3 protein-coding genes are annotated in these 4799 nt (G+C 66.5%); all 3 read left to right on the plus strand.

Translation table 11 applies throughout. The features are described from left to right. The first annotated feature begins 8 nt into the window (after positions 1–8). On the plus strand, positions 9–1409 hold the full coding sequence (gene mftF / locus NA5_RS09075; protein WP_062983900.1) for a mycofactocin biosynthesis glycosyltransferase MftF: 1401 nt from the start codon (positions 9–11) through the stop codon (positions 1407–1409). Positions 1410–1453: 44 nt separating this feature from the next. Further along, positions 1454–2881, plus strand: a complete 1428-nt coding sequence (mftG, locus tag NA5_RS09080; RefSeq protein ID WP_062983902.1) for a mycofactocin dehydrogenase MftG — start codon at positions 1454–1456, stop codon at positions 2879–2881. 130 nt (positions 2882–3011) lie between these two features. Then, positions 3012–4367, plus strand: a complete 1356-nt coding sequence (locus tag NA5_RS09085) for a GAF domain-containing protein (protein WP_062983904.1) — start codon at positions 3012–3014, stop codon at positions 4365–4367. The last annotated feature ends 432 nt before the right edge of the window (positions 4368–4799 follow it).

Genomic DNA, 4799 nt, shown 5'->3' on the forward strand with positions numbered 1-4799 from the left:
TGCCAGGAATGCGCCATGATCGCCTGCCCGACGGATTCGGGGTGCGGATCGATCCACGGGTACGCGCATACTCCGGGGGACGCATCCTGATCGGGGGTTCGCCCGCCCGATTGCTGCGACTTGCCCCGGAGGCCGCCGAAATGATCGGCGACGGGTACCTCGAGGTCACCGGCCCGAAGTCCGCCGTTGTTGCCAGACGGCTGCTCGACTCCGGCGTCGGTAATCCGCGACCCCGGTTGCTGCCGTCCCTCGACGATGTGACCGTGATCGTGCCGCTGCACAACAATGCCGAGGGCCTCGCCCGCTTGCTCGCGGCATTGCGCGGACACAATGTGATCGTCGTCGACGACGGTTCGGATCTGCCCGTCGAGATCCCGCGCAATCGCGGCACCCGCTGCCGGGTGACCGTGCTGCGGCACGACCGCAGACAGGGCCCGGCCGCCGCGCGCAATGCCGGGTTGCGGGCCGCGACAACCGACTTCGTCGCCTTCCTGGACTCCGATGTGGTCCCGCGCAGCGGCTGGCTCGAGGTGATGCTCGGACACTTCAGCGATCCGGAGGTCGCGCTGGTCGCGCCGCGGATCGTGGCGCTGGATCCGGAGTCGAACGCGCTCGCGCGCTATGAACACACCCGCTCGTCGCTCGATCTCGGGCGCCGCGAATCGGCCGTTCAGTCGCGCGGACTGGTCTCCTATGTGCCGAGCGCCGCCATGCTGGTGCGCCGCAGGGCGCTGCTCGCGCAGGACGGCTTCGACGAAACGATGCAGGTGGCCGAGGACGTCGACCTGTGCTGGCGGCTGGAGCAGGCGGGGTGGCGGCTGCGCTACGAGCCAGCGGCGCACGTCGCGCATGATCATCGAATCTCGTTCCGCGCCTGGTTCGGTCGCAAGCTGTTCTACGGCACCGGGGCCGCGCCACTCGGCGAGCGGCACGCGGGCATGGTGACGCCGCTGTCGGTGCCGTTCTGGACGGTGGTCGCGACCATGCTGTTCGCCACGCTGACGAAGTGGGGACTGCTCGGCGGGCTCATCACCCTGGTGACCGCGCTGGCCCGACTACGCCGGGTGTTCACCGGACTGGACAACTCGACCCGGATCGCGGCGATCTATCTGGCGCGCGGCTATTTCGCGGGTATCTGGCGACTGGCCTCGGCGATGTGTCGGCACTATTGGCCGGTCACCATGTTGGCGATGATTCTGTCCCGGCGGGTCCGGCGCATCGCGGTCACCATGGCGGTCGCGGACGGTCTGGCCGACTGGTTCACCCATCGTGACGCGGGCGGGCTCGACCCGTTCCGCTACCTGGCCTACAAGCGGATGGACGATATCGCCTACGGAACCGGCTTGTGGCTCGGCGCATTCCGCGCGCGCAGCCTGGAATCGCTCAAGCCGAGTACGCCCCGGAGCTGAATCGAACGTGTAATGGCGGTACCACCCGATGAGCTGATGTGTAGATGATCGACACTCTGATCATCGGTGGTGGTACGGCCGGGTGTGTACTTGCGGCCCGACTCAGCGCGGACCCGGATCATCGGGTGCGGCTGGTGGAGGCGGGGCCCGTGCCGACCGATCCGGCGGCACTGCTGGATGCGACTCGGATGCCGATCGGACCCGAATCCCCCTGGGTGTGGCGGTATCCGGTGACACTGGCCGGTGCGGTCACCGGGAATATCGTGCGCGGCAAGGTGATCGGCGGATCCGGTGCGGTCAACGGCGGCTACTTCGTGCGGGCGACGGCCGCGGATTTCGGCGCGTGGAGTAAGGAACTCGACGGCTGGTCCTTCGACGCGGTACTGCCCGGCTATCGCCGACTCGAGCGCGATCACGATTTCGGCGACCAGCCGGGACACGGCGCGACGGGCCCGATACCGGTGCGTCGCGCCACCGCGCCCGCACCCGTGAGCTGCGAATTCGCCTCGGCCTGTACAGCTATCGGGTTGCCACTGATTTCCGACCTGAACGCACTGCCCGACGCGGGTCCGGCCGATGGTTTCGGGCCGGTGCCGTGCAATATCGAGCACGGCAGGCGGGTCGACACCGGATCGGCGTATCTCGCGCCCGCGCTGGCGCGGCCGAATCTCACGGTGACCGGTGCGATGCTGGTGACCCGCATCCGTTTCCACGGCACAAGGGCCATCGGGGTGGAGTACGTGCACAGGGGCAAGGCGGGCACACTCGACGCGGATCGAATCGTATTGTGCGCGGGCGCAATCGAATCCGCGGCGCTGTTGCTGCGCTCGGGCATCGGCGATCCGGAACAGCTGCGGGCCCTGGATATTCCGGTTGTGCATCCCGCGCCCGTCGGTGCGGGGTTCAGCGACCATCCGGAGATCGGCATCGACTACCGCTTCGATCCCTCGCCCCCGGCTGTCGAAGGCATCCCGCTCGAATACGTGCTGGAACTCGGCGATGTCGAAATCCGTCCGTACGCCGTAACGTTTACCCCGTATACCCGACGTTTGGGTGTGGCGCTCATGCGTCCGCATTCCGAGGGCGTGCTCCGCCTCCGCTCCGCCGATCCGACCGTGCCGCCGCACATCGATTACCGCTACTTATCCGAGGCGGCGGATCGGATTCGTTTACAGGAAGGGGTTGGCTCGGCGCGCGAGATATTGCACGCGATACCGACGGTGCGCACGCCGGAAGCGATACCGGATGATGCGTGGCAGTACGCGAATCTGGCTACTTCGCAACACCTGTCCGGCACCTGCCGAATGGGCCGTGCCGACGATGAGCGTGCGGTGGTCGACGAGCAATGCCGCGTGCACGGCACGACCGGTTTATCCGTGGTGGATCTTTCCGTTGTTCCGGTGCCGCTGAGCCGCGGTCCGCAGGCGACGACGGTACTGATTGCCGAACGCGTCGCCGAATACCTCACCTAGGCATCGATGAAGATGGGTAGGTCACATTTGTCCGAGATCTGAACGCGGTGTGAGCTGGCGGACAAACGAAGGCAACCGTCCTTGCCTGAGTTGTGAGCGCCGGTACAGTTTGGGGCGGAAAGAAAGGCAAATGGTCAGCAATCTTGCAGGTGGGCGGCCCCCACGGCACGGCGTCGAACCCGGCACTCAGCTCGGCGCACTGGAAGCCTATGCCGCACAAGCACACGGATATCTTAGCGCGGGTGGCGAGCAGCTGTCGCAGCTTGCCGGTCTGCTGCGTCCCGTCGTGCTCGAATCCTGGTTGCGCAGTGTGCGCGGCGGTGTCGACCCGATGGATCCGCTCGACGGGCGCGGGCTGCGCGGCGCGGATCTGCAGCGCTACCGCGACGCGCATCCGATTGCCGCATTGATGCCGCTGATCGACAAATTGCTCGTACAGGACACGGCCAGAACGGGTTTGATCGTCGCGGTCGCCGATCAGTTCGGCCGGGTGCTGTGGGTGCACGGCAATCCCGATCAGATCGATGCCGCCGCCGAGATCGGGCTGCGCGCTGGCGATGATCTGAGCGAACGCCGCATCGGCACGAATGCCGTTGGCCTGGTGGTGCGCACCGGGCGGGCCGCGTGGATCCATGGGCCCGAACACTTTCTGCACCGGATGCATCAGATCACCGGTGCCGCCGCGCCGGTGCACGATCCCGACGGCAGGCTGGTCGGGGTGCTGATGATCGCCGGGGGCGTGCGGGTGGCGAAGCCGGAGATTCTGGCCTTGGTGAAGGCGACCTCGACCGCGGCCGAAATGGATCTGCTGCTCACCGCGATGCGCGCGAGTCAGCGCGGGGCGGTGGGTTCGACCGGCGAAATCGCGGCGCCGCGATGGGGTCTGGATGCACTCGGGCTCGGACAGCCGCTGCTGACCGTCGCGGGTGATCGAGTTCCGTTGTCGCAGCGGCACGCCGAGATTCTGCTGCTGCTCGCCGAGCATCCGGAGGGGCTCGGCGCGGATCATCTCGCACTGCTGCTCGATGACACGGATCTGGACAACGGCACCATCCGCGCCGCCATGTCGCGGTTGCGCGCGGTGGTCGGCCCGAATGTATTCGGTTCGCGCCCTTATCGGTTGCGGGTGCATATCGCGACCGATATCGAGGCGCTGCGCGCCGCGCTCGATTCCGGTGATGTCGACACCGCATTACGGCTGTACGCGGGTCCGGTGCTACCGCGCTCTACCGCGCCGGGAATTATCGATATCCGCGATGAACTTCGGGTTCGGCTGCGCGCCGCGGTGCTCGGATCCGGTGAAGCCGCGGTGCTGCGCCGGTGGACCGCATGTGCCGAGGGGCGCGACGATGCCGCGGCCTGGGTCGCGTATCGCGCGACCGTAGATCGCGATTCGCCGCTGTATGCGCAGATCGAGGCCAAGATTCGGGTGCTCGATCGGCGGCTGGGCGCCGATGCAACGCGGATGCAACGTTCGCGCTCATAGTCTGCACATCCGAAAGTGCTGTGGCTCACATCCGCGATCGAATTGTGGTCGCGAACACAGCTTTGCCCAGCTGCGTCGGCCCAGCTGAACACGCTGGACGGCCGACCAACTTTTTTTAGTGCAAAAAGTTCCTTTTTATTAACGAAGCGCCTAGTGTTCGCACTGCGGATCACATCCGAGTGATGTAGCTGACACCGCCGCGGCGCCCGCACCGCGGCAGCGGACGTTGGAGGAGCGATCAAGAGCTAGGCGCGAGCGGGGCGCATTCTGTTTCGATCCCGCGCGGGTGTCGTTGTGCCCCGCGCATTCGCCGAATTGTCTTGTGGTGGCGTCGAAGCCATGCGGCAACGCTGAACAGTATTGCCGCAGCGGCTTATTCGCGCTGCCCGGAATCGTTCGGCCAGCTGTTTTACGCCGAACAAGGAGGCTCTG

It is taken from the genome of Nocardia anaemiae NBRC 100462, assembly GCF_001612725.1.
Classification (GTDB): domain Bacteria; phylum Actinomycetota; class Actinomycetes; order Mycobacteriales; family Mycobacteriaceae; genus Nocardia; species Nocardia anaemiae.